Source organism: Nocardioides ginsengisoli, from assembly GCF_039537225.1.
Taxonomy (GTDB): domain Bacteria; phylum Actinomycetota; class Actinomycetes; order Propionibacteriales; family Nocardioidaceae; genus Nocardioides; species Nocardioides ginsengisoli.
In genome coordinates, this window is sequence record NZ_BAABAC010000037.1 from 110,914 (window position 1) to 134,666 (window position 23,753).

Annotated in this window: 25 protein-coding genes; 15 read left to right on the forward strand and 10 right to left on the reverse strand. The window is 73.1% G+C overall.

The genetic code is table 11. The features are described 5' to 3' along the window. The 6 genes from AB4880_RS19130 to AB4880_RS19155 all read left to right on the forward strand — a co-directional run. Positions 1 to 748 (forward strand): patatin-like phospholipase family protein (locus tag AB4880_RS19130; RefSeq protein ID WP_367920813.1); only part of this gene is annotated, 748 nt, incomplete at its 5' end. Further along, a complete protein-coding gene (locus AB4880_RS19135) occupies positions 745 to 1,590 on the forward strand; it encodes an SDR family oxidoreductase (RefSeq protein WP_367920814.1) in 846 nt (281 codons plus the stop codon). The genes AB4880_RS19130 and AB4880_RS19135, both read left to right, overlap by 4 nt. Next, the gene (locus AB4880_RS19140; RefSeq protein WP_367920815.1) at positions 1,587 to 3,110 is read left to right on the forward strand and encodes a flavin-containing monooxygenase; all 1,524 of its coding nucleotides are present in this window, start codon (positions 1,587 to 1,589) and stop codon (positions 3,108 to 3,110) included. The genes AB4880_RS19135 and AB4880_RS19140 overlap by 4 nt, the downstream gene beginning before the upstream one ends. Positions 3,111 to 3,133: 23 nt before the next feature. Continuing rightward, complete coding sequence (locus AB4880_RS19145) at positions 3,134 to 3,982, forward strand: helix-turn-helix transcriptional regulator (RefSeq protein ID WP_367920816.1); 849 nt, start codon at positions 3,134 to 3,136, stop codon at positions 3,980 to 3,982. A gap of 38 nt (positions 3,983 to 4,020) precedes the next feature. Further along, entirely contained in the window at positions 4,021 to 4,869 is an 849-nt protein-coding gene (locus AB4880_RS19150; RefSeq protein ID WP_367920817.1) for a hypothetical protein, read from the forward strand. An 81-nt stretch (positions 4,870 to 4,950) separates the two neighbouring features. Continuing rightward, the gene (locus AB4880_RS19155) at positions 4,951 to 6,090 is read left to right on the forward strand and encodes an alpha/beta hydrolase (RefSeq protein WP_367920818.1); all 1,140 of its coding nucleotides are present in this window, start codon (positions 4,951 to 4,953) and stop codon (positions 6,088 to 6,090) included. Between the two features lie 14 nt (positions 6,091 to 6,104). Here the strand turns inward: AB4880_RS19155 and AB4880_RS19160 are convergent, their stop codons facing one another. The 3 genes from AB4880_RS19160 to AB4880_RS19170 form a co-directional block, all read right to left on the reverse strand. Continuing rightward, positions 6,105 to 6,932: an SGNH/GDSL hydrolase family protein gene (locus tag AB4880_RS19160; protein ID WP_367920819.1), complete on the reverse strand. Its 828-nt coding sequence runs from the start codon at positions 6,930 to 6,932 to the stop codon at positions 6,105 to 6,107. Between the two features lie 15 nt (positions 6,933 to 6,947). Beyond that, positions 6,948 to 8,396 (reverse strand): glucose-6-phosphate dehydrogenase, encoded by a 1,449-nt coding sequence (gene zwf, locus AB4880_RS19165; RefSeq protein ID WP_367920820.1) that lies wholly within the window; start codon positions 8,394 to 8,396, stop codon positions 6,948 to 6,950. Positions 8,397 to 8,483: 87 nt separating this feature from the next. Next, positions 8,484 to 8,975 (reverse strand): TetR family transcriptional regulator, encoded by a 492-nt coding sequence (locus tag AB4880_RS19170; RefSeq protein ID WP_367920821.1) that lies wholly within the window; start codon positions 8,973 to 8,975, stop codon positions 8,484 to 8,486. A gap of 85 nt (positions 8,976 to 9,060) precedes the next feature. On the opposite strand from AB4880_RS19170, the gene AB4880_RS19175 reads away from it, so the two are divergent. The 7 genes from AB4880_RS19175 (at position 9,061) to bioD (ending at position 15,216) form a co-directional block, all read left to right on the forward strand. Further along, positions 9,061 to 9,654, forward strand: a complete 594-nt coding sequence (locus AB4880_RS19175) for a biotin transporter BioY (RefSeq protein WP_367920822.1) — start codon at positions 9,061 to 9,063, stop codon at positions 9,652 to 9,654. After that, positions 9,651 to 10,355 (forward strand): energy-coupling factor ABC transporter ATP-binding protein, encoded by a 705-nt coding sequence (locus AB4880_RS19180; RefSeq protein ID WP_367920823.1) that lies wholly within the window; start codon positions 9,651 to 9,653, stop codon positions 10,353 to 10,355. The genes AB4880_RS19175 and AB4880_RS19180 overlap by 4 nt, the downstream gene beginning before the upstream one ends. Then, the gene (locus tag AB4880_RS19185; RefSeq protein ID WP_367920824.1) at positions 10,352 to 10,969 is read left to right on the forward strand and encodes an energy-coupling factor transporter transmembrane component T family protein; all 618 of its coding nucleotides are present in this window, start codon (positions 10,352 to 10,354) and stop codon (positions 10,967 to 10,969) included. The genes AB4880_RS19180 and AB4880_RS19185 overlap by 4 nt, the downstream gene beginning before the upstream one ends. 96 nt (positions 10,970 to 11,065) lie before the next feature. Beyond that, positions 11,066 to 12,130 (forward strand): biotin synthase BioB, encoded by a 1,065-nt coding sequence (gene bioB, locus AB4880_RS19190; RefSeq protein ID WP_367920825.1) that lies wholly within the window; start codon positions 11,066 to 11,068, stop codon positions 12,128 to 12,130. A gap of 7 nt (positions 12,131 to 12,137) precedes the next feature. Next, entirely contained in the window at positions 12,138 to 13,421 is a 1,284-nt protein-coding gene (locus tag AB4880_RS19195; protein WP_367920826.1) for an adenosylmethionine--8-amino-7-oxononanoate transaminase, read from the forward strand. Continuing rightward, entirely contained in the window at positions 13,418 to 14,545 is a 1,128-nt protein-coding gene (locus AB4880_RS19200) for an 8-amino-7-oxononanoate synthase (RefSeq protein WP_367920827.1), read from the forward strand. Before AB4880_RS19195 ends, AB4880_RS19200 begins: the two co-directional genes overlap by 4 nt. Then, positions 14,542 to 15,216, forward strand: a complete 675-nt coding sequence (gene bioD / locus AB4880_RS19205) for a dethiobiotin synthase (protein WP_367920828.1) — start codon at positions 14,542 to 14,544, stop codon at positions 15,214 to 15,216. The genes AB4880_RS19200 and bioD overlap by 4 nt, the downstream gene beginning before the upstream one ends. A 27-nt stretch (positions 15,217 to 15,243) precedes the next feature. Here bioD and AB4880_RS19210 read toward each other — a convergent pair whose 3' ends face one another. Together AB4880_RS19210 and AB4880_RS19215 are read right to left on the reverse strand one after the other, a co-directional pair. Next, positions 15,244 to 16,668 (reverse strand): amidase, encoded by a 1,425-nt coding sequence (locus AB4880_RS19210; RefSeq protein ID WP_367920829.1) that lies wholly within the window; start codon positions 16,666 to 16,668, stop codon positions 15,244 to 15,246. Positions 16,669 to 16,712: 44 nt separating this feature from the next. Beyond that, on the reverse strand, positions 16,713 to 17,270 hold the full coding sequence (locus AB4880_RS19215; RefSeq protein WP_367920830.1) for an NAD(P)H-dependent oxidoreductase: 558 nt from the start codon (positions 17,268 to 17,270) through the stop codon (positions 16,713 to 16,715). 88 nt (positions 17,271 to 17,358) lie between these two features. On the opposite strand from AB4880_RS19215, the gene AB4880_RS19220 reads away from it, so the two are divergent. Further along, positions 17,359 to 17,958 carry a TetR/AcrR family transcriptional regulator gene (locus AB4880_RS19220; protein ID WP_367920831.1) on the forward strand — a complete coding sequence of 200 codons (600 nt, stop codon included), beginning with the start codon at positions 17,359 to 17,361 and terminating at the stop codon, positions 17,956 to 17,958. A 32-nt stretch (positions 17,959 to 17,990) separates the two neighbouring features. On the opposite strand, the gene AB4880_RS19225 is transcribed toward AB4880_RS19220, so the two are convergent. Continuing rightward, positions 17,991 to 18,575, reverse strand: a complete 585-nt coding sequence (locus AB4880_RS19225) for a YceI family protein (RefSeq protein WP_367920832.1) — start codon at positions 18,573 to 18,575, stop codon at positions 17,991 to 17,993. Continuing rightward, positions 18,572 to 18,925 (reverse strand): rhodanese-like domain-containing protein, encoded by a 354-nt coding sequence (locus AB4880_RS19230; protein ID WP_367920833.1) that lies wholly within the window; start codon positions 18,923 to 18,925, stop codon positions 18,572 to 18,574. The genes AB4880_RS19225 and AB4880_RS19230 overlap by 4 nt, the downstream gene beginning before the upstream one ends. 122 nt (positions 18,926 to 19,047) lie before the next feature. Here AB4880_RS19230 and AB4880_RS19235 point away from each other — a divergent pair, with 122 nt between their 5' ends. Next, entirely contained in the window at positions 19,048 to 19,527 is a 480-nt protein-coding gene (locus tag AB4880_RS19235) for a MarR family winged helix-turn-helix transcriptional regulator (RefSeq protein WP_367920834.1), read from the forward strand. On the opposite strand, the gene AB4880_RS19240 is transcribed toward AB4880_RS19235, so the two are convergent. The 3 genes from AB4880_RS19240 to AB4880_RS19250 form a co-directional block, all read right to left on the reverse strand. Beyond that, positions 19,500 to 20,294: an SMP-30/gluconolactonase/LRE family protein gene (locus AB4880_RS19240; protein ID WP_367920835.1), complete on the reverse strand. Its 795-nt coding sequence runs from the start codon at positions 20,292 to 20,294 to the stop codon at positions 19,500 to 19,502. The genes AB4880_RS19235 and AB4880_RS19240 overlap by 28 nt on opposite strands. A gap of 56 nt (positions 20,295 to 20,350) precedes the next feature. Then, on the reverse strand, positions 20,351 to 21,958 hold the full coding sequence (cimA, locus tag AB4880_RS19245) for a citramalate synthase (protein ID WP_367920836.1): 1,608 nt from the start codon (positions 21,956 to 21,958) through the stop codon (positions 20,351 to 20,353). A 151-nt stretch (positions 21,959 to 22,109) separates the two neighbouring features. Next, on the reverse strand, positions 22,110 to 23,720 hold the full coding sequence (locus AB4880_RS19250; protein ID WP_367920837.1) for a serine/threonine-protein kinase: 1,611 nt from the start codon (positions 23,718 to 23,720) through the stop codon (positions 22,110 to 22,112). Positions 23,721 to 23,753: the final 33 nt, after the last annotated feature.

Consider the following 23,753-nt stretch of genomic DNA (forward strand, 5'->3'; position numbering starts at 1 on the left):
CCACGACCTCGAGCTCGCCGCCGCAGCGCCGGGCGCACCCGGCGCGCTGCCGCCGCTCCCCCGGCCGGGGCTGCCCGGCCTCGGCCTGACCCGCGCCGCCCTGACCGGCCGGGTCGACCCGCTCGCCGGACTCGCCGGCCTGCTGCCGCGCGGCACCGGCGACCCGCAGTGGCTGGTCGACCTCGGCGACGGACTCGCCGACCCGGCCACCGGCTGGGTCACGCACCCGGACACCTGGCTGGTCGCCGCCGACGCGCGCACCGGCGTCCGCATCCCGTTCGGACGCGCGGACGCGCCGAAGGCCCCACTGGGACGGGCGATCGCGGCCTCCTGGGCGATCCCCGGCTGGTTCCCGCCCGTCCGGATCGGCGGCCGCGGCTATCTCGACGGCGGCGCCGTCTCCCCCACCTCCGCCGACCTGCTGCTCCCCCACGTCTCCGACGGCCGGATCGACGAGGTCCTCGTCGTGGCGCCGATGTCCAGCAGCGGCGGCGCTCCCGCCCGCGGACTCGCCCACGTCGAGCGGCTGCTGCGCCGGCCGATGACCCGCCGCGTCGACGACGAGATCGCCGCGCTGCAGGCCGCCGGCGCCCGCGTCCACCGGATCGAGCCGACCGCCGACGACCTCGCCGCGATGGGCGCCAGCTTCATGGACGCGGCCCGACTCGACGCGGTCCGCACGACCGCCGCCCGCACCGCACCCACCCTCGTCGCCCGGCGACTCGACCGCCCGGAGGCCGTCCGATGACCCGCCCGACGCCCATCGACCTCACCGGCGCGCACGTCGCGATCACCGGCGGCGCCCGCGGCATCGGTCGCGCCACCGTGGTGGCCTTCCTCGCCCGCGGCGCCCGCGTCTCCTTCGGCGACCTCGACCTGCCGACCGCCCGCGCGACCGCCCGCGAGACCGGCGGCTCGGCGCACCTGCTCGACGTCGCCGACCCCTCCTCGTACGACGCCTTCGTCACGGCCGCCGAGGCCGAGCACGGACCGGTCGACGTCCTCGTCAACAACGCCGGCGTGATGCCCAACGGCCCGTTCCTGGAGCTGGATCCGGCGCTCGACCGGCTGATGATGGAGGTCAACGTCCACGGCGTCCTGCACGGTCTGCGCCGGGTGCTGCCGGGCATGGTCGAGCGCCGCCGCGGCCACGTCGTCAACGTCGCCTCGCTCGCGGGCAAGTTCCCGATCCCGGGGCTCGCGGTCTACAACGCCAGCAAGTACGCCGTCGTCGGGCTCACCGCCGCGACCCGTCTCGAGATGGCGCCCCACGGCGTCACTCTTACCGCGGTGCTGCCGTCCGCCGTCGACACCGAGCTCGCCTCGGGTCTCGACATGCGGCCGATTCCGAAGGTCACGCCCGCGCGGATCGCCGACGCGATCGTCTCCTCGGTCCGCAGCCGCGCGGCCGAGATCGCCGTCCCGTCGTACGTCGGCGCGCTCGCGGCCGGCACCCACCTGGTGCCCGTGCCGGTCCTCGACCGCGTGCGCCGGCTGGTGCGCGACGACCGCGCGCTCCATCCCGACGCCGCCGCCCGGACGGCGTACACCGAGCGCCTCGGCGCCGCCACCGAGAGGACCAGCTCATGACCTCCCCCCGCACCGCGCACTGTCACGACGCCGTCATCGTCGGCGCCGGCTTCGGCGGCATGGGCGCCGCGATCGAGCTGCGCCGCCAGGGCTACGACGACCTGGTGATCCTCGAGCGCGAGGACGACCTCGGCGGCACGTGGCACGTCAACCGCTACCCCGGCCTCGCCGTCGACATCCCGAGCTCGACGTACTCCTACACCTTCGAGCCCAACCCCCACTGGTCGCGCCTGTTCGCGCCCGGCCCCGAGCTCAAGCGGTACGCCGTGCACGTCGCCGACAAGTACGACCTGCGCCGCCACATGCGGTTCGACACGGTCGTCGAGGGTGCGGAGTGGAACGAGGAGGAGTCCGCCTGGGACGTCACGATCGCGGGCGGCGAGGTGGTCCGCGGGCGCTTCCTGCTCACCGCGACCGGCTTCTTGTCGCAGCCCAAGCTGCCCGACATCCCGGGCGTCGAGGACTTCGCGGGCGTCGTCATGCACACGACCCGCTGGGACGACGACGTCGAGCTGACGGGCAAGCGGATCGGCGTCATCGGCACCGGCGCGACCGCCGTCCAGCTGATCCCCGAGCTGGCCGAGGTCGCCGACCACCTGACCGTCTACCAGCGCACCCCGATCTACGTCTCCCCCAAGCTGGACGGCCCGGTGCCGGGCGTCGTGCGCGGCGCGTTCGCCAAGGTCCCGCTGACGCAGAAGGCGACCCGCCTGGTCGGCACGTCGATCCTCGAGGTGCTGATGGTCGCCGGCGTGCTGCACTTCCGCGACCTGCCGTGGGCCAACGCGCTCGGCAAGCGGGTCTGCGAGGCCCACCTCAAGCGCCAGGTCAAGGACTCGGAGCTGCGCGCCCAGCTCACCCCCGACTACGACTTCGGCTGCAAGCGGCCGACGTTCAGCAACACCTACTACCCGACCTTCACCCGGCCCCATGTCGACCTCGAGACCACGTCGATCGACCACGTCGACCCCGGCGGCATCGTCACCGCTGACGGCAACCGGGTCGACCTCGACGTCCTCGTGCTCGCCACCGGCTTCAACCTGTGGGACGTGAACTTCCCGGCGATCCGGATCGTCGGTCGCGAGGGCCGCGACCTCGGCCGGTGGTGGCGCGACAACCGGTTCTGCGCCTACGAGGGGATCTCGGTGCCGAAGTTCCCCAACTTCTTCTCGCTCAACTCGCCCTACTCCTACTCCGGCCTGTCCTACTTCACGACCATCGAGACCCAGATGGCCCACCTGGGGCGGGTGCTGCGCACGATGCGGAAGCGGGACGCCGCCGTGGTCGAGGTGACCGAGGACGCCAACGAGGAGTTCCTCGTACGGATGACCGGCCTGCTCGGCAACTCGGTCTTCAACGCCGGCAGCTGCGCCACGGCCCGCAGCTACTACTTCAACCAGCACGGCGAGGCGGTCCTGCTGCGTCCGACGTCGACGCTCAGCGCGTCGCGCGAGGCCACCCGCTTCCCGCTCGACGACTACACCTACCTCCCAAAGGAGGTAGCGACGTTGTCCGTGTGACCGCCCTCACCTACCGTGGGACCATGTCGTTCGACCTGGCGCGCTCGCTCCCCGAGTTCCGCGCGGTCGGGCGCGGCGACATGGCCTTCGGTGGGCCGGTGGTCGACGGCGGCACCGCCATCGACATCCTCGCCCTCCACAGCGCCAACACCCGCGCCCTGCACGGCCTGCGGGTCCGCTCCGGATTCGGCCTCGGCGGCAAGGCGCTGCTCATGGGCCGCCCCGCGTCGGTGACCAGCTACTACGACGCCCGCGGCATCACCCACCAGTACGACGGCCCGGTCCGCGCCGAGCAGCTCGAGACCGTCACCGCGCTGCCGATCATGGTCGACCGCACGCCGCGGATGGTCGTCTACCTCGGCCACCGCACCCAGGTCAGCCTCGGCGACGTCTGGTACGACGCCTTCCTGCCGCTGGTGCGCCGCATCGAGCGCGAGCTCGCCGTCGAGGACGAGGTCCGCCGCCGGCTCAACAGCCTTACCGCCGACCGGATCGAACGCCCCGCGCCCGAGGTCGCGCTCAGCCGGGCCGACCTCACCGACATCTCCGACGAGCTCGCCAGCCTCGCCGCCCTGATCGACGACGACGCGCTCCGTGCCCGCCTCGAGGAGGTCCGCCACCGCGTCGACCTCGGTCGCGCTCCCCGGGCCACGACGATCACCGCGCCGAAGGTGCCGACCGGGCTCGCCGCGCGCGAGATCGACGTCCTCGCCCAGGTGGCGCTCGGCCAGAGCAACCGCGAGGTCGCCGCGTCGCTCGGGCTGGTCGAGAGCACCGTGAAGTCCTACCTGAAGAACGCGATGCGCAAGCTGCACGCGACCAACCGGGTGCACGCCGTACGGCTGGCGCGGGAGGCGGGCGTCATCGCCTAGGACCGGCCGGCCCACCGGCCACGCCCTATCGTCGTCGCATGCCCGTAGGTCTCGCGTGCGCCGTCGGCACCGCGCTCTGCTACGGCATCGGCTCGGTCCTGCAGGCCGCCGCGGCCCGGGCCGCGCCGCCGGTGCTCCGGCTCGATCCCCGGCTGCTGCTCGAACTGGCGCGCGGATGGCGCTATCCGGTCGGGCTGGGCCTCGACACCCTGGGCTTCGTGCTGTCGCTGGTCGCGCTGCGCACCCTGCCGCTGTACGTCGTGCAGTCGGTCGCCGCGGGCTTCCTGGCGGTGACGGCGGTCGTCGGCGTCGTCCTGCTGGGGCTGCGGATGCGCGGGGCCGAGGTGGCGGCGCTGGTCGTCGTCGTGGTCGGGCTGACGCTGGTCGGACTGTCGGCGGCACCGGAGTCCGCGCGGGCGATGAGCACGCGCGGCCAGTGGGTGCTGCTCGCCACGGCGGTGGCACTGGTGGCCGTCGCGGTCCCGCTGAGCCGGGCGTGGCAGCTCGGCGCGGTCGGCGGACTCGGGTTCGGCGTGGTCGCGGTGGCGGCCCGGGTGCTGTCGCCGCCCCTGGGCGGGGACCTGCGGGCCGACCTGGTGGCGCTGGTCCAGTCGCCGGCGACGTACGCGCTGCTCGTGGCCGCACCGCTCGGGCTCGTGGCCTATGCGACGGCCCTGCAGCGGGGCAGCGTGGTCGAGGCGACCGCGCCGCTCGTGGTGACCGAGACCGTGCTGCCCGCCGCGGTCGGACTCAGCCTGCTCGGCGACCACGCCCGGACGGGGTGGGGCGCGGTGGCGGTGCTCGGCTTCGTCCTGGCTGTCGGAGCGACGCTGCTGCTGTCGCGGTTCGGCGAGGTCGAGGAGCCGGTCCAGACGTCTTCAGGTTGACTTAAGGCAGCCGCGCTTTGATGTGAGCAGCATTCGCTCACGTCCTGTGCCCTCGGGCACGCCCGCGCCCAGGGGGACACCATGTCGCTCACCGGTCCGATCTTCCTCAACGGGATCATCGTGCTCACCGTCGCGGCCTTCGTCGCGGTCGTCGTGCTCTGGCCGCGACTGACCGCCCGGACGCCGCTGCACATCGCCGGCCGGGTCGGTTCCCTCGTCGCGGTCAACCTGCTGGTCCTGCTGACGGCGGCGACGCAGCTCAATGCGGCGTACCTCTTCTTCGCCGGCTGGGCCGACCTCCGCGGCGCCCTTACCGGCAATATCGCCCAGACGTCGCTGCACCGCGGCGGCCAGGAGGCCAAGGCGCTGAACACGCCGGTCGTCGGCGGCGGGGCGGCCGCGGTGTCGGCGCACCCGGTGCCGCTGGGTCGGCCGATCGGACCCGGCGGCCTCACCGAGTACGCCGTGACCGGGGCCGAGAGCGGGCTCACCGGGCAGGTGCTCGTCCAGCTGCCCGCGGGCTACTCCTCGTCTCCCCCGACCCAGCGCTACCCGGTGCTCGAGGCCTTCCACGGCTATCCGAGCGAGCCGCAGAACTGGATCGACATCTTCCATTTCCCGAGCCTGGTCGACCACGAGGTGAGCGCGCACAAGATGACCGCGCCGATCCTGGTGATGCCGGCCGTCGAGATCCCCCGCGGCGTCGACACCGAGGGCGTCAACGGGACGCCGGGCGACCCGCAGGTCGAGACCTGGCTGACCCACGACGTACCGACCTGGCTGGGCCAGCACTTCCGGGTGATCGCCAACCGCAAGGCGTGGGCGACCATCGGCTACTCGGCCGGCGGATTCGACGCGGCGATGGCCACCATCCTGCACCCGGCCCAGTACGGCGCCGCGATCATCCTCGGCGGCTACTTCCGGCCGGAGTTCGGGCCCTTCTACGACCCGTTCACGACCACCAGTGCACTGGGCCGGCGCTACGACCTGATCAAGACGGTCGCCGCCCAGCCGCCGCCGGTGGCCCTGTGGCTGGAGACGTCACACGCCGACCACTTCAGCTATCGCTCGAGCGCGGAGTTCCTGCGCGCGACCCGGGCGCCGACCGCCGTCCATGCGGTGATCCTGCAGAACGCCGGGCACCGCGACTCGGTCTGGATCGCACTGATCCCGCAGGCGCTGACCTGGCTGGGGCAGAACGTGAAGGGCTTCCACACCTAGCACGCCTAGCCCGCCTAGCCCGGCCTCGGCGTCCAGGCGTCGAGTAGCGCGTTCGCGATCAGCTGGTGACCGGCCGCGTCGGGGTGGTCGCCGTCGGCGGCGACGAGCGAGGTGACGTCGCGCCCGGACTCCTCGAAAGGCGCGAACAGGTCGACGTAGCGGGCGCCGGTGTCGGCCGAGACCGCGCTGATCACCGCATTCGCGCGCACGGTCAGGTCGAGCGACTGCTGCAGCCCGGCCTCGCCGAACTCCTCGCGCGCGACGGCGCCGTCCTCGAAGACGTTCCAGTAGCCGGTGACCAGGATCTCGGTCTGCTGCCCGCCGCGCAGCGCCCTGATGGTGTCGATCACCGAGGCCAGATGAGAGCGCAGCGAGCTCAGCTCGTCGCTGACGCAGTCGCTGTTGCCCTGCGTGCAGGCGCCGGTGACGACGTCGTCGTGGTGGTCGCCGAAGTCGTTGGCGCCGATCGTGAGCAGCACGATGTCGGCGCGTCGTACGGCGTCCTGCATGCCGGGGCCCTGCAGCTGCTGCATCAGGCCCTCGGTGTCGAGCCCGCTGACCGCGCGGTTGTCGACGGTCACCCGGGCGCCGGTGCGCTGGCTCAGCTCGGCGCCGTAGGTCACCGGGAACGGGTCGCAGTCACATGACCTGCCGGAGGGCACCGAGTCGCCGAGCGCGAGGACGTCGTGGGTCGGCTGGGGTCCGTGGAGCGGCCGGACGCCGGCGAAGGCGCTCACCGTCCCGACGCTGCTGCCGAACTGTCCCGATCCGAGGAGGGCGAACAGCGGCAGGCACACCACCAGGGCGACGACCCAGCGTGCGGCGGCCCTGGGTCGGCTCACGAGCGCACCACGCGCTCAGCTGCCCAACGCGTCGGGCTCGCGCCACTGGCGCTCGAACGGCAGCCGCCAGGCGTACGGCGCGATCAGCTGGTGGATCTGGTTGGGCCCCCAGCTGCCCTGCCGGTAGGGCCGCACGATCGGCGGCGCCTCGAGCAGCGGCTCGGAGACCTCCCACAGCCGCTCGATGCCCTCGGCGGAGGTGAACAGCGTCTGGTCACCGCGGGCAGCGTCGTAGATGAGCCGCTCGTAGGCCTCCAGGACCGATCCCGCCCACGTGGTGTCGGTCATCGCGAACTGCATCGACAGCTTGTCGAGCTTCATGCCCGGGCCGGGCCGCTTGCCGTAGAAGGACAGCGACATCTTCGCCTTGTCGGCCAGGTCGAAGGTGAGGTGGTCGGGGCCGTGGTCGCCGACACCGGAGTTGGTCGGGAACATCGACCGCGGCGGCTCCTTGAAGGCGATCGAGATGATCCGCGCGCCCTCGGCGAGCCGCTTGCCGGTGCGCAGGTAGAACGGCACGCCCGCCCATCGCCAGTTGTCGATGAAGCACTTGAGCGCGATGAAGGTCTCGGTCTCCGACTCGGGCGCGACGCCCGGGATGTCGCGGTAGCCCTGGTACTGGCCGCGGACGACATTGGCCGGGTCGATCGGCAGCATCGACCGGAAGACCTTGTTCTTCTCGTCGTTGATCGCGTCGGCGTGCAGCGAGGTGGGCGGCTCCATCGCGGTGAACGCGAGGACCTGGAACAGGTGGGTCACCACCATGTCCTTGTAGGCGCCGGTCGACTCGTAGAAGTTGGCGCGCTGCTCGAGCCCGAGCTCCTCGGGGACGTCGATCTGGACGTGGTCGATGTGGTTGCGGTGCCAGATCGGCTCGAAGAGGCCGTTGGCGAACCGGAACGCGAGGATGTTCTGCGCGGCCTCCTTCCCGAGGAAGTGGTCGATCCGGTAGATCTGCGACTCGTCGAAGGTCTTGTGCAGCTCGGCGTTGAGCTTCTTGGCGGAGGCCAGGTCGACGCCGAACGGCTTCTCCATGATGATCCGCGCGCCGGCGGCGAGGCCGGCGTCGTCGAGCGTCTTGACCACCGACAGCGCCGCCTTGGGCGGGACGCTGAGGTAGTGCAGACGCACGCGGTCGCCGTCCCACTCGGCCTCGGCCTTCTCGACCGCGGCCCGCAGCCCGGCCGGGCCCTCGGCACCGGGCGCCCAGGTCAGCAGCTTCGCGAACTCCGGCCAGGCGTCCATGTCGTTGTCGTCACCGGAGAACTCCTTGACGGCCTCGTGGACGAACTCCACGAACGACTCGGTGGTGTGATCGTCGAGCGAGGTGCCGATGATCTGCAGGTGCGGGATCAAGCCGGTCTCGAACAGGTGCAGCATCCCGGGCAGGAGCTTGCGCCGGGCCAGGTCGCCGGTCGCGCCGAACAGCACGACGGTCACCGGCTTCTGGGTCTTCGGTGCCATGTCGTCCACACTGCCTCCTCGATGTCACCACCACGATAACGAGAGAAGACACATCGAGACCGGTTCGTGGAACGGTCACCGGATCCCTCAGGACAGGCGCGCGCGCAACCCGTCGAGGAGCAGGGTGAGGCCGAGGCCGAAGTCGTCGGCGTCCTCGTCCTGGTGGGAGAGCACGAAGCGGACCAGGCCGCGCGCGCCCACGCGCGCCAGCTGCTCGTCGGCGCCGGCCCGCTCGAGCGCGGCGCGCAGCGGCAGCTCGAGGGCGTCGGCGTCGAAGCGGTGCACCTGGGCGATGAGGACGGCGCCGTCGCGGTGCTGGCGCATCGCGTCACGCAGGCCGACGCAGAGCAGGCGCAGCTCGGCCTCCCAGGTGACGATCTCGGTGCCACGGCGTCCGCGGCGCAGGATCTCGTCGGCGATCGCGGCGAGCAGCGCGTCCTTGTTGGTGAAGTGGTGGTAGAGCGCGCCGGGCTGGACGCCGAGGTCGGCCGCGAGCCGGCGCATCGAGAGCGCCTCCAGCCCGTGGGCGTCGAGGACGCCGATCGCCCGCTCGACCACGTCGGACCGCCGATAGCGCACGTCGTCCTCCTCACGTTGACCGTTGTCGAGACCCCACCTTAACCTGAACGCCGTTCAGTAATCGTGCGAACCGAGAGTGATCCCCATGACGCGCCGCTCCCCTGCCACCGACGCCGCCCTGATCGCGGGCTTCGCCGCCCTCATCGCGGTGTGCGCCATCCTCCCCGAGATCAAGACCGGCATCGGCGTGCCCTACTCGCTGCAGACCTTCGGCGTCCTGCTCGCCGGCGCCGCGCTCGGCCCGGTGCGCGGCTTCCTCGCCGTCGTGCTCTACCTGGTGCTCGGCCTGGTCCTGCCGATCTACTCCGGCGGCGCGTCCGGCGCGGCCGTCTACACCGGCGTGACCGCCGGCTACCTGGTCGCCTTCCCGCTGGCGGCGGCGCTGTGCGGCTTCCTCGTCTACCGCGGCCGCACGAACGCCACGCAGTTCGCATTCGTGTTCACCTGCGGCCTGCTCAGCAGCTTCCTGCTCATCCACACCCTCGGCCCGCTCAACCTGGCCTGGCGCGCCGACCTCGGCATCAAGGAGGCGTTCTCCTTCGACGCCGCCTACTTCCCGGGTGACATCGCCAAGAACGTGCTGATGGCGCTCGTCGCCTCCGCCGTCCACCGCGCGTTCCCCGACCTCGCCGCGCGGCGGGCCTCGCGCACCCGGCAGGACGAGCTCGCGGCCGCGTGAGCCGGATCGAGCTCGACCGGGTCGTCGTCCGGGCGGCGACGCCGGGCGGCCCCGTCCCCGAGGTGACCATCCTCGAGGAGACGACGCTCGACCTCACCGAGCAGCGGGTCGCACTGATCGGGCCCAACGGCTCCGGCAAGTCGACCCTCGCCCGGCTCGTCAACGGCCTCGTCGAGCCGACGTCCGGGCGGGTCGTCGTCGACGGGCTCGACGTCGCCAAGAAGGGTCGCCAGGTACGACGCCGCGTCGGCTTCGTGTTCACCGACCCGACGTCGCAGCTGGTCATGCCGACCGTCATCGAGGACGTCGGGCTCTCGCTGCGCCACCTCGAGCGCGACCGCGAACGGCGTGCCGAGGCGGCGCGGGAGGTGCTCGCGTCGTACGGGTTGGCGGAGCTGGCCGACCGCAGCGTCCATACCCTCTCCGGCGGCCAGCGCCAGCTGCTCGCACTGGCCGGCGTCCTCGCCACCGACCCGGACGTGCTCGTCGCCGACGAGCCGACCACCCTGCTCGACCTGCGCAACGCCCGGATGATCGGCGACCTGCTGCTCGGCCTGCGCCAGCAGCTCGTCCTCGCCACCCACGACCTCGACCTGGCCCTGCGCTGCGACCGCGCCCTGCTCGTCGACGACGGCGCGGTGGTCGCCGACGGCGCGCCGGCCGAGGTCGTCGCCCACTACCGCGCGACCGCAAGCGGATGACCGTGGCCGTCAGCCCGCTCGGCGACTACCAGCCCGGCACCACCGTGCTGCACCGGCTCCCGGTCGGAGCCAAGCTGCTCGGCCTGGTCGTGCTGAGCGTGGTCGCGGTCGCCTTCCGCGGCGTCACCACGACCGGCGCGCTGCTCGTCCTCGGCGTCCTGCTGTCGCTGGTCGCGCGGGTGCGCCTCCGCGCGGCGCTGAGATCGCTGCGCGCGGTGGCGTTCGGCCTCGCCCTGCTCGCGGCGTACCAGAGCTGGCAGCAGGGCGCCGCCCACGCCTTCGTCGTCGTCGGCGCGCTCCTGGCGCTGGTGCTGCTGGCCACCGTCTTCACGACCACCACCTCCGTCGAGCGGATGATCGACGCCATCACCCGCTGGCTCGGGCCGCTGCGTCGGTTCGGCGTCCGGCCCGACCTGGTCGCCCTCGCCTTCTCGCTCACCATCCGCGGCATCCCGCTCACCCTCGAGCTCGCCGCCGAGACCCGCGACGCCGCCCGCGCCCGCGGTCTCGAGCGCAACCCGCGCGCCTACCTGGTGCCGCTCGTCATCCGCGTGGTCGCGCACGCCCGCGCCACCGGCGACGCGCTGCACGCACGCGGCCTCGGCGACGACTGACGAGGAGACGCCGGTTCCCAGAGCCGGGATCGCACGCTATCCTCGTGCACCTGAACACTGTTCAGGAAGACCACTCACTTGCCCCAGGGAGCTCCCATGAGCGTGCAGTTCGACCAGCTGGCCACCCGCATCCTCGACGGAGGTACGGCGACCGAGGCCGAGGCGCTCGCCGTCCTGCAGGCCTCCGACGCCGAGCTGATGGGCGTCGTCGCCGCGGCCGGCCGGCTGCGCCGCGCGCACTTCGGCAACACGGTCAAGGTCAACTACCTGGTCAACCTCAAGTCGGGCCTGTGCCCCGAGAACTGCAACTACTGCTCGCAGGCGCTCGGCTCGGACGCGCCGATCCTCAAGTACTCCTGGCTCTCGAAGGACGAGACGCTCAAGCAGGCCGGCGCCGGCCTGCGCGGCGGCGCGACGCGGGTGTGCATGGTCTCGTCGGGCCGCGGTCCGTCCAACCGCGACATCGAGAAGGTCGCCGAGATGACCGAGGCGCTCAAGGACGAGTACCCCGACGTCGAGGTCTGCGCCTGCCTCGGGCTGCTCAAGGACGGCCAGGCCGAGCGGCTCAAGGAAGCCGGCGTCGACGCCTACAACCACAACATCAACACCGCCGAGTCGCACCACGACACGATCGTCCAGACCCACACCTACGACGACCGGGTCGAGACCATCGGCAAGGCCAAGTCCGCGGGCCTCTCGCCCTGCTCGGGCCTGATCGCGGGCCTCGGCGAGACCGACGAGCAGCTGGTCGAGGCGCTCTTCGCGCTCAAGGCGCTCGACTCCGACTCGATCCCGGTCAACTTCCTGATGCCCTTCGACGGCACGCCGTTCGAGAACACGTGGGAGCTCTCCCCCACCCGCTGCGTGAAGATCCTCGCGATGGCGCGCTTCGTCTGCCCCGACAAGGAGCTGCGCATCGCCGGCGGCCGCGAGATGCACCTGCGCTCGCTGCAGGCGCTGGCGCTGCAGGTCGCCAACTCGATCTTCCTCGGCGACTACCTCACCTCCGAGGGCCAGGAGGCGAAGGCCGACATCGAGATGATCCGCGACAACGGCTTCGTGATCCTCGGCGCCGAGGACGAGTTCGCCGACGAGGCCGCCGAGCACGACCCGGCGATCCGGCGCCGCGGCGCCGGCACCGAGGTCGCCGCGAACGCCTGATCCGGCCATGACCCTCACGCTGACCGACGAGCTGCTCGCGTTCGACCGCGAGCACCTGTGGCACCCCTACACCTCGATGACCTCGCCCACGCCGGTCCGCGTCGTGACCGGCGCACAGGGCTGCGAGCTCGAGGTCGACGGCCGGTGGGTCGTCGACGGGATGTCGTCGTGGTGGTCGGCGATCCACGGCTACCGCCACCCGGTCCTCGACGCGGCGCTCGCCGAGCAGGCCGGCCGGTTCAGCCACGTCATGTTCGGCGGGCTCACCCACGAGCCGGCCGTCGAGCTCGGACGGCGGCTGGTCGCGATCACCCCCGCGCCGCTCGAGCGGGTCTTCCTCGCCGACTCCGGCTCGGTGGCGGTCGAGGTCGCGATGAAGATGGTCCTGCAGTACCAGCGCGGCCGCGGCCGCGCCGAGCGCAGCCGGATGCTCACCGTCCTCGGCGGCTACCACGGCGACACCTTCGACTGCATGAGCGTCACCGACCCGGTCGGCGGGATGCACACGATGTGGCAGGGCCTGCTGCCCGACCAGGTCTTCGGCCCGCAGCCCCCGTCGTACGACGCGAGCGCGGCCGAGATCGACGCCTGGGCGGGCGAGCTGCGCGCGCTCGCCGCGCGCCACGCGGCCACGCTCGCGGGCATCATCGTCGAGCCGCTGCTGCAGGGCGCCGGCGGCATGCATCCCTACCCCGAGGCCTGTCTGCGGGTGTTCCGCGAGATCGCCGACGAGCACGGACTGCTGCTGGTGTTCGACGAGATCGCGACCGGCTTCGGCCGCACCGGCCACCTGTTCGTCAGCGAGCTCGTGACGCCCGACATCGTGTGCGTCGGTAAGGCACTGACCGGCGGCTACCTCACGCTGGCCGCAGTCGTCACCACCGACGAGGTGGGGCGCGGCATCTCGGCGAGCGAGTCCGGCGTCCTCATGCACGGGCCGACGTTCATGGGCAACCCGCTCGCGTGCGCGGTGGCCAGCGCGTCGATCGACCTGCTCCTCGACGGGGACTGGAAGGCGCGCGTCGACACGATCGGCGCTCGGCTGACGGCGGGTCTGGCTCCACTGCGCGAGGCGCCGGGCGTCGTCGACGTCCGCACCATCGGCGCGGTCGGCGTCGTCCAGCTCGACCACGAGGTCGACGTCGTCCCGGCCACCGAGGCGGCGCTGGCGGCGGGCGTGTGGCTGCGGCCGTTCCGCGACCTGGTCTACGCGATGCCGCCCTACGTGGCCGACGCGGCCGCGATCGACCGTCTCGTGGCCGGCATCGGCGCGGCGGTGAGCGCCGGATGACCGCCTGGGAGCGCTGGCTCGCCGACCAGGCGACCGCCCGCGAGGACGCCGGCCTGACCCGCCGGCTGCGCCCGCGCGCGGTGGGCGACCCGACGATCGACCTCGCCGGCAACGACTATCTCGGGCTCGCCGTCGACCCGGCCGTCCGCGAGGCGGCCGGGGCGGCGGCGTTGGCGTGGGGCGCCGGCGCGGCGGCATCGCGCCTGGTGACGGGGACGCTCGCCGTCCACGCCGAGCTCGAGGACGAGCTCGCCGCCTACCTCCGGCAGCCGGCGGCGCTGGTCTTCTCGACCGGCTACCACGCCAACCTCTCCGTGGTCACCGCGCTCGCCGACCGCACCACCCGCGTCCTCTCCGACGCCCACATCCACGCCTCACTGGTCGACGCGGTCCGCCTCTCGCGGGCGCAGCTGACCGTCGTCCCGCACAGCGACGTCGAGGCCGTCCACGCGGGCCTGGTCGCGGCCGCCGAGGCCGGCGAGCGCGCCATGGTGCTGGCCGAGTCGGTCTACTCCGTGCTCGGCGACGCCGCGCCGCTGGTCGAGCTGGCCGCCCTCTGCGAGCGGTACGACGCCCTCCTCGTCGTCGACGAGGCCCACGGCGTCGGCGTCCACGGCCCCGGGCTCGTGGCGACGCTCGGCCTCGCCGGGCTCCCGCACGTCGTGGTGACCGCGACACTGTCGAAGTCGCTCGGCGCGCAGGGCGGCGCCGTCCTGGGCTCGGTGGCGCTGCGCGAGCACCTGGTCAACCGCGCGCGGCCGTTCATCTTCGACACGGGCCTCGCGCCGGCGCCGACGGCGGGTGCGCTCGCCGCGCTGCGGATCATGCGGTCCCGGCCCGAGCTGGGCGCGCTGGTGCGGGAGCGCGTCGACGGCCTGGCCGACGCGCTGGGCGTGGTCGCGCCCGCCGGCGCGGTGCTGTCGGTGCCGATGTCGTCGCCGCGGGCGGCCGTCGCCGCTCAGGCCGCGGCCCTGGAGGCGGGGCTGCGGGTCGGCTGCTTCCGTCCGCCGTCGGTGCCCGACGGCATCTCACGACTCCGCATCACGGCGAGCGCCGGCGTCCCCGAGGCCGACTGGCAGCGCGCCGTGGCCACCCTCGTCGCCCTCGTGAAGGAGCACCAGTGACGCGTCTGGTCGTGGTGACCGGCACCGACACCGGCGTCGGCAAGACCATCGCCACCGCGGCCCTCGCCGCCCGCGCCGCCGGGCAGGGCGAGCGGGTGCTCGTGGTGAAGCCGGTCCAGACCGGGATCGGCGGCGCCGACCCCGACCCGCACGACATCGACACCGTCGCCGCCCTCACCGGCGTCGACACGCTCGAGCTCGCCGCCCTCGACGAGCCGCTCGCCCCCGACACGGCCGCGCGCCGGGCCGGCGCGACGCTGCCCACGGTCGCCGACCACGCCGCGCGGGTGCGCGCGCTGGCGGACGCCGGGTCGCACGACGCCGTGATCGTCGAGGGCGCCGGCGGACTGCTCGTCCGGCTCGACCTCGACGGCGGCACCCTCCTCGACCTCGCCGAGCTGATCGGCGCCGAGGTCGTCATCGTGGCCCGCGCCGGCCTCGGCACGCTCAACCACACCGAGCTGACCGTCGCGGCCCTGCGGGCGCGCGGCATCGAGCCGGCCGGCGTGGTCATCGGCGCCTGGCCCTGCTCCCCCGGCGTCGCCGCGAGCTGCAACCGCGACGACCTCCCGCGCCACACCGGCGTCCCGCTCCTCGCGGTGATCCCCGAGGGCGCGGGCTCGCTGCTGCCCGACGCCTTCGTCGAGGCGGCGCCGAGCTGGTTCGCCTGAGCGGCTGCCCCAACGACTACCCAGCGGCTACCAGAGCGGCGGACGGCGGTCCTTCCACGGCCGCGCCGCCTCGACCTGGGCGGCCAGCGAGATGAGCAGCTCCTCCTCGGCCGGGCGCGCGGCGAGCATGACGCCGATCGGCAGCCCCGCGGCCGTCTGGTGCAGGGGCAGCGAGACGGCCGGCATGCCGGTGACATTCCAGGCCGACGTCCACGGCGTGTAGCGCTTCTGCGCCTCGAAGTCGGCGGCCGGGTCGGCGTCGTCACGCAGCGCGCCGACCAGCGGCGGCGGGGTCGCGACGGTCGGCGTCAGCACGATGTCGTAGGGCGCCAGCGCGACCAGCGCCTCGGCGGCGTACCGGCGCAGGGCGCCGACCGCCAGCCCGAACTCGGGCCCCGACACCGCCTCTCCCCGCTCGCCCAGCCAGCGGGTGAGCGGACGGATCATCGCCCGCTGCTCGGCGCTCAGCGGTGCGGTCGACAGGCCGGTCAGCACCGCCCAGCAGGTCTCGAAGACGGCGACCGCCTCGCGCGGCAGCGGGACCGGGACGCCCTCGACCGTGTGGCCGAGCGACGACAGCAGGGCCGCGGTGTCGTCGTAGGCGCGGCGGACCTCGGGGTCGAGCTCGGCGTCGGCGATGACCGGCTCGTCGAAGCACGCGATCCGCAGCCGGCCGGGCTCGCGGCCCGCCGCCGCCAGGAAGCTGTCGGCGGGCGCGGGCGCCCAGAACGGGTCGCCGGCGCGGCGGCCGGCGAGGACGTCGAGGAAGGCGGCGGCGTCGGCGACGGTCCGGGCGATGGGCCCGGCGACCGCGAGGCCGACCGGGTCGCCGTACATCGGGAAGCCGCTGATCCGGCCGCGGGTCGGCTTGAGCCCGACCAGGCCGCAGCAGGCGGCCGGGATCCGGATCGAGCCGCCGCCGTCGGAGCCCTGCGCGACGGGGACCAGGCCCGCCGCGACCGCGGACGCCGCGCCGCCGGAGGACCCGCCCGCCATCCGCGTGGTGTCCCACGGCGTCACGGCGGGCGGCCGGCCCTCGGGCTCGGTGTAGCAGGGCGAGCCGAACTCGGGCGTGCTGGTCTTGCCGAGGCTGACCATGCCGGCGTCCTCGATCGCCAGCGTCACGCCGTCGGACATCTCCGGCAGATAGCCCTCGAACACCGCCGAGCCGAACGCCGTCGGCACACCGCGGGTGAGGTTGAGGTCCTTGATGGCGGTCGGGACGCCGGCGAGCGGCGACGCCCCGTCGCCCACCGGCCCGACGGCCGCGATCTCCCGGGCGCGATGGCGCGCGGCGTCGGGGTCGCGGAACGCGAACGCGCCGTCGACGTACTCCTGCGGGAGACGCGCGGCGCGTTCGAGGTAGTGCTCGGTGAGCTCGACGGGGCTGATCTCGCCGGAGCGGATCAGGGCTCCCTGCTCGAGGGCGGTCAGGTCGTGCAGTTCGGCCACGACCCGACCGTAGCCTCTCGGCCCGGCGTGCCGGACGCCGAGGCTCAGGCGGCAGAGACCTCGGGGGTGAAGTCGACGAGGCGGGCGAGCGCGTCGAGCAGCTTGGCCCGGACGTCGGCGTCGGTGGTCACGTCGACCTCGAGCGCGGACTGCGAGACGGTGACGTCCTCGACCACGACCGCACCGGCGATGCCGGCCGAGCGGGCGGTGTCGCCGTGGGCCCACTTGCCGCCGTACGGCGTCGGGGTGGCGCCGATGACGCCGAACGGCTTGCCCACGACGGCGCCGGCGCCGTACGGGCGCGACAGCCAGTCGATGGCGTTGTTGAGGACGGCGGGCATGGTGCCGTTGTACTCGGGGGTGACCGCGAGGACGCGGTCGGCGCCCTGGACGCGCTCGCGCAGCGCGACGGCGGTGGCGGGGGCGTTGGCGCCGTCGATGTCCTCGTTGTAGAACGGGATCTGGTCGAGGCCCTCCACGATGTCGAGGGTCACGCCGGCGGGCGCCTCGTCGCGCAGGATCTCGGCGAGCTTGCGGTTGAGCGAGTCGGCCCGGAGGCTTCCGACGAGAACGGCGACGCGGGTGTTCGTGGTGTCAGTCATGACGAGCCAAACGGACCGTAGTCCGCTTCTATTCCGCTGACGGCGAATCGCCCCGTGGCGTAGGTCACCCTCTAGGGTTGGCGACAGCATGTCGAAACCCCTGCCCCTGCTCACCTCGACCACGCCGGTCGAGCGCGCCGACGCGGCGCGCAACCGCGAGGCACTGCTCCATGCCGCCAACGAGCTGATCGAGGGCTGCAGCGTCGAGGGCGTCACGATGGACGCCGTCGCGGCGCGCGCGGGCGTGGGCAAGGGCACGGTGTTCCGCCGGTTCGGGAGCCGCGAGGGCCTGATGGCGTCACTGCTCGACCACCGGGAGACCGTCTGGCAGGCCGCGGTGATCAGCGGCCCACCGCCGCTCGGGCCGGGCGCGCCGCCGCTCGACCGGCTGCTCTCGTTCGGCGAGTCGCGGATGCTGCTCCACCTCGAGCAGGCCGCGCTCATCGAGGCCGCCGGCCGCACGTGGGGCGACAACGAGGCGGTCCGCGGCTTCCTCAACCTCCACGTCCGCGTGCTGCTCGCCGAGCTCGGCGTCGAGGGCGACCTCACCTACCTGGCGACGGCACTGCTCGCGCCGCTCGCCGTCCCCGTCCTGCGCCAGCAGCTGCACTCCGGCATGACGCAGGAGCAGATGCACGCGGGATGGGCCGAGCTGGTCCGACGCGTGGTCGGACCAGCTCCGGCCTGACGATCGGCGGCGAGCAGGCCGCGAGCAGGCCGTCAGTCGGCGCGGACGGTCTCCACGTCGATGCTGATCGCGATCTCCTTGCTGACCAGGAGGCCGCCGGCCTCCAGCGGGACGTTCCAGCTGACGCCGAAGTCCTCCCGGTTGACCGTCGCCCGCGCCGCGAACACAGAGCGCTCGCCGCCCCACGGATCGCGGACCTGGCCCTCGAAGTCGACGTCCAGCGTCACCTCGCGGGTCACGCCGTGGATGGTCAGGTCTCCGTGGACGGCGCCCCGACTTCCCCGCCAGTCGACGCGGGTGCTGCGGAAGGTCGCCTCCGGGAACTGCTCGACGTCGAACAGCTCCGGCGAGCGCAGGTGCTCGTCACGCTGAGCACTGCCCGAGTCGACGCTCGCCATGCCGATGACGACCTCCACGGTCGAGTCGTTCATCTCCTCGGCGACGACCACCGCGCCACGGACGTCGGTGAACCGCCCGCGCACCTTGGTGATCATGAAGTGCCGCCCCGTGAACGCGACATCGGCGTGACCGGGGTCGATCTCCCAGGTCCCCGGCGCCGGCAGGACGACGCCGTCCACGACGCGCGTCGGCGCCCCCGGCTGCTGGTCGACGCTCATGCCACACGCTCCCCACCGGCGGCCGGACCGGACTCGGTGGCGAGGCCCGCCTCGACCCAGTCCTGGATGCCGTCGCGGTACTTGCGGACGTTCGTGTAGCCCAGGGCCCGCAGCGCGTTCGCCACGGCCTGGCTGTTGCCGCAGGCCGCGTTCGAGCAGTAGGTCACGATCGCGGCGTCCTGGTCGGGCAGCAGCGCGGCGGCGCGCTCCCCCACCTCGTCGGCGACGAGGTTGAGCGCGCCCGGGAGGTGCGCCTTCTCGTAGTACGACGCCGGGAGCGCGTCGACGACGGTGACGTCGCCGGTGGCGATGAGCTCGGCGAGCTCCGGGCGGGTGATCAGGTCCTGCATGGCTCTTCCTTCGGTTCGTTGGAGCACACACAATTTATGTGTGTGCACACACACATTAACCACAGAGGGGCCGCCAAGACAAGGTGTGTGTACACACACGCAAATGCGGCTAAGGTGGGGGCATGCCGGAACGCCTGCTCACCGAGGACGACGGCGTCGCCGCCTGGGCCGCCCTGCTCCGCACCCACGCCGCTGTCGTGCCCAAGCTCGCGCACGCGCTGACGGAGGTCGACCTCCCCCTCTCCTGGTACGACGTCCTGCTCGTCCTCAACAGCGCCCCCGACCGCCGGCTGCGCATGATCGACCTCGGCGCTCAGGCCGTGCTCAGCCGCGAGCAGATCAGCCGTGTCGTGACCGAGCTCGAGCGCGCGGGCTACGTCGAGCGCCAGCCGAACCCCGAGGACAAGCGGTCGTCGTACGCCGCGATCACCAGCGCCGGCCGGGCGCGGCTGCGGAAGGCCGCGCCGACCTACCTCGGCGCGATCGAGGAGCACTTCGCCCAGCACCTCACCGACGACGAGATCGGCGTCCTGTCGGGCCTCCTGTGGCGTGTGGTCCGCGCAGAGGAGAGGCCTCAGCCGAGGTCGAAGCGCAGCACCTGACCGTCCCAGTCGCGGAAGGTCGCGAGCTGCTCCATGCCCGGCCACCGGGCGGTCACGACGTAGAGCGCGCCGTCGCCGACCGCGCAGGAGAAGCCGCCGCGGTCGAGCGGCACGGTGCGCAGGACGTCGCCGCCCTCGGCGACCAGGACACAGTGCTGGTGGGGTACGTCGGCGTACCAGACCGCTCCGGACGGGTCGACGCTGATGCCGTCGGGGTTGTCGGAGCCGAGAGCGGCCCAGGTCCGGCGACCGGAGAGGGTCCCGTCGGGCTCGATGGTGAAGGCGACGATCTCGTTGCGGTGGGAGTCGGCGACGAGGAGGGTGTCGCCGTCGGCCGTGATCGCCATCCCGTTGGGGAAGGCGAGATCCTCGGCCACGACGCGCGCGCCGTCGGGCGTCACCAGGGCGACGAAGCCCGACGCGTGAGAGCCGTTGACGTAGAGCCGGCCGCGGGGGGCGGCGACCACCTCGTTCAGCGCGAGCGTCGCGGACGTCGGGGCGAGGCCGGACAGGTCGGCGTACGGGCTGAGTGAGCCGTCGGCCGCCGCGACCAGCAGCGCACGCGACGGGTTGGAGGCGAGCACCAGCCGGCCGTCGCCGAGGAAGTCGAAGCACAGCGGCAGCGACGCGTGCTCGACCACGGTCTCGGCGTCACCGGCGTGGTCGACGGCGATGATCCGGCCGTGGGTCCAGTCGCTGAACCAGAGCCGGCCCTCATGCCACCGCGGCGACTCCACCAGCCCGAGGCCGGTCAGCAGGATGTCCATGCCCGGACAGACCTCCCGATCGGCCCGGACTCATCGGCTGATGGCCTCCGCCGAGCTCAGTCGCGGTGGTGCCGCAGCAGCCCGTAGGTGAGCCCGTCGACCAGCGCCTCCCACGACGCCTCGATGACGTTGGCGCCGACGCCGACGGTGACCCACTGCGTCGTCCCGTCGGTGGTCTCGATGAGCACCCGGGTGATGGCGTCGGTGCCGTGGCCCTGGTCGAGGATCCGGACCTTGAAGTCGATCAGCTCGAACTTCGCGATCTCCGGGTAGGCCTGCACGATCGCCGACCGCAGCGCCTGGTCGAGCGCGTTGACCGGGCCGTTGCCCTCGCCGGTGACGACATAGCGGACGCCGGCCGCCTGCAGCTTCACCGTCGCCTCGGACACTGCCTCCTCCCCCGGCTGGGCGTGGGTGAGCGTCTCGGTGATGACCCGCCAGCTCTCGACGTCGAAGTACGACGGCCGCCGGCCCTCGGCCTCCTCGACGAGCAGCAGCTCGAAGGACGCGTCGGCCGCCTCGAAGGTGTAGCCCTGCGACTCCAGCTCCTTGACCCGGTTGGTGACCCGGGTGACGAGCTCCGGCGAGTCGGAGAGGTCGAAGCCGAGCTCGCGGCCCTTGAGCTCGATGGTGGCGCGCCCGGCCATGTCGGAGACCAGCAGGCGCATGTCGTTGCCGACGCCGGCCGGGTCCATGTGCTGGTAGAGGTCGGGGTCGACCTTGATCGCGCTGGCGTGGAGGCCGGCCTTGTGGGCGAAGGCCGACGTGCCGACGTACGGCTGGCGCGAGGCGGGCGGGACGTTGGTGACCTCAGCGACCGCGTGGGCGATCCGGGTCGCCTCGCTGAGCAGGCCCGGCGGCAGCACCTGACGGTCGAGCTTGAGCTCGAGGTTGGCGACGACGTTGACCAGGTCGGCGTTGCCGGTCCGCTCGCCGTAGCCGTTGATGCAGCCCTGCACGTGCGTCGCGCCCGCGTCGACGGCGGCGAGCGTGTTGGCGACCGCGCAGCCGGTGTCGTTGTGGCAGTGGATGCCGACGCGCACCTGCGCCGACTCGATGACGTCGTGGACGACGTCGGAGACCCAGGTCGGGAGCATCCCGCCGTTGGTGTCGCAGAGCGCGATCACGTCGGCCCCGGCGTCGTACGCCGTCCGGAGCACCTCGAGCGCGTAGGACCGGTCGAGGCGGTAGCCGTCGAAGAAGTGCTCGGCGTCGAGGAACACCTGCTGGCCCTCGGCGCGCAGGTGGGAGACGGTGTCGCGGATCATCGCGAGGTTCTCCTCGAGCGTGGTCCGCAGCGCCTTCTCGACGTGCCCGACGTGCGACTTCGCGACCAGCGTGACGACGCCCGCGCCGCTGTCGCGCAGGGCGGCGGTCAACGGGTCGTCGGCGGCCTTCATCCCGGCCCGGCGGGTGGCGCCGAAGGCGGCCAGGCGCGCGTGCTTGAGGTCGAGATCGACGGCGGCACGCCGGAAGAACTCGGTGTCCTTCGGGTTCGCGCCCGGCCAGCCGCCCTCGATGTAGCCCACGCCGAGCCCGTCCAGCTGCCGCGCGATCGTCAGCTTGTCGGCGACCGTGAGGTTGAGCCCCTCCTGCTGCGCGCCGTCACGCAGGGTCGTGTCGTAGACGTGGAAGGAGCCGTGGAGGTCGAGCTGCTGAGTCATCGGAGGTCTCTCGCGTGGGGTTCACCGGGGCAAAACAAAAGCCTCCCGACAACGAGAGGCTGCGCGTCTGAGGAGGTCAGACGCGCTAGGTAATGATCGTGGTGAGGCTGGTCACGGGCCCTAGTCTGCCACGGATCGCGCAGGGCCCGGCTCAGAGTCCGAATGGGCCGCCGACCCACGGCATCCAGTCGACGCCGTTGCTCACGACCAGCGCCGACAGCAGCGCGGCGAGCGCCAGGAGCGCGGCACACGTGAGCGCCCACGGCAGCGGGGTGCGGCACAGCGGGAACAGCGCGCGCGAGATCGGCGAGCGGAACCGGCTGCCGCCCGGCCCCGACCACAGCGCCAGGCCCATCGTCGCGCCGGCCGCGCCGAGCGTCGTGGGTACGTCGAGCGCCAGGGCGTAGCCGAGCAGCCCGACGGCGATCCCGAGCGCGGCGCTCCAGGTGACGAGGACGACGGTGCCGGTGACCGCGCGGACGCCGTGCCACGGGCTGGAGATCAACCAGCGCGGGCCGTCGTACCACTTGACGCCGCGGACGGTACGACGCTGCGCGACCGCCGACGCCGCGAGCGATCCCGCACGCAGCAGCCACACCGCGACCACCACGGTCACCAGCGCCACCCACGGCGCGGTGGCCACGCCGGCGCCGAGCGCGAGCGCGCCGGAGCCGATCGCGGTCGAGCGGCGCAGCCGCTCGGCCAGGGGAGGCTTGGGCTCGGGAGGCGGCTCGGGGGCCAGGCCCCACGCGTCGTCGAACTCCCGCTCCATCCGGGTCACCGCGTCGGGACTGACCGCGGGCGTCCCGGGCATCGTGGGCGGCGCGGCCATCGGCGGTGCCGGTGCCAGCGCGAGCGGCAGCGTGAACTCGTCGGGCTCGTCGGGCTCGTCGGGCTCGTCGGGCCGGGCGGCGAACAGCTGCCCCGGCGGCGCCACCCGGGGAAGCTCGGGCCGGGTGCTCAGCGGACGCAGCCAGGCGAGCAGCTCCTCGAGCAGCGGACGCTCGAGCGGGTCGGGATGCAGCGCTGCCGCCAGAACGTCGGCGACCGGCTGCTCGATGCCGGCCAGGTCGTGCTGGCCGCGGCGGGTGCGGTCCATGACGGCCATCGCCGGCCCCCGCCCGTACGGCGCCCGCCCGCTCGCGGCGTACGCGACCGTCGCGGCCCACGCGTGGACGTCGGCGGCCGGGGTGGCCTCGTCGCCGTACAGGATCTCGGGCGCGAGATAGCCCGGCGTCCCGAGCAGCCAGCCGGTCTGGGTGAGCCGGACGTCGTCGGCGACCCGGGCCAGGCCGAAGTCGATGAGGATCGGTGTCCGGCCCTCCATCAGCACGTTGCCGGGCTTGATGTCGCGGTGCAGGACGCCGACGGCGTGGACGGCGGCGAGGCCCTCGGCGAGGCAGCCCGCGAGCCAGTACAGGTCGCTGCCGGAGACCGGCCCCTCGGTGCCGACGTGGTCGTGCAGCGAGAGGCCCGGGACGTAGCGGGTGACGACATAGGGCACCTCGGCCCACGGGTCGGCGGCCAGCATCTCCGCGATCCAGGGGCTCCGGACCCGGGTCAGCGAGCTGACCTCGCGGGCCAGCCGGCCGCGGGCCTCCTGGTCGCCGACGATCTGCGGGCGCAGCACCTTGAGCGCGACCCGCCGTCCGTCCGGCCCCTGGGCGAGGTGGACGATGCCCATGCCGCCCTCGCCGAGCCGGGTCAGCAGCGTGTAGGCGCCCACCTGCGTGGGTGCGTGCGGCTGCTGCTGGGCGGTCATGACGCAGAGGCTACCCAGCGAACGGGCGGTGGA